Source organism: Desulfocastanea catecholica (assembly GCF_054657295.1).
In genome coordinates this window covers 1-289 of sequence record NZ_BAAHYZ010000170.1, presented here as the reverse complement: position 1 = coordinate 289, position 289 = coordinate 1, and the positions used below count along the sequence as shown (strand labels likewise).

1 protein-coding gene is annotated in these 289 nt (G+C 56.1%); it reads left to right on the top strand.

Annotated features, from left to right (window positions below; translation table 11 throughout):
• Positions 1-289, top strand: a 289-nt coding sequence (locus tag ACYQ8U_RS23385; protein WP_459947948.1) for a DUF169 domain-containing protein, incomplete at both ends; no start/stop codon positions are given.

Here is a 289-nt window from a genome sequence, read left to right as displayed (position 1 = left end):
GTCGCGATTGAAGACATTTCCACTATCTGTCAAGTTTCTGCAAAGCCCTGATCATTTTCCTGAAAAAACCAAGTGCCCGGCAAGGGATCTTGGCAAATGTGTCACGGTCTGTCAAGCGGTCTCCATGGTCCGTCTTTACGGTTGGACGGTGGGTTTGACCAAGGCAGATCTGATCTGTGTGCCGGCCATGCTCGCCTTCGGCTTCAGCGGAGTGGAGAGTATCCCGGACACCCTCGGGGAGCTGTTCTGCGCGGTGGGTTTCCACCCGAAAGCCGCACCGGCTGCTAAC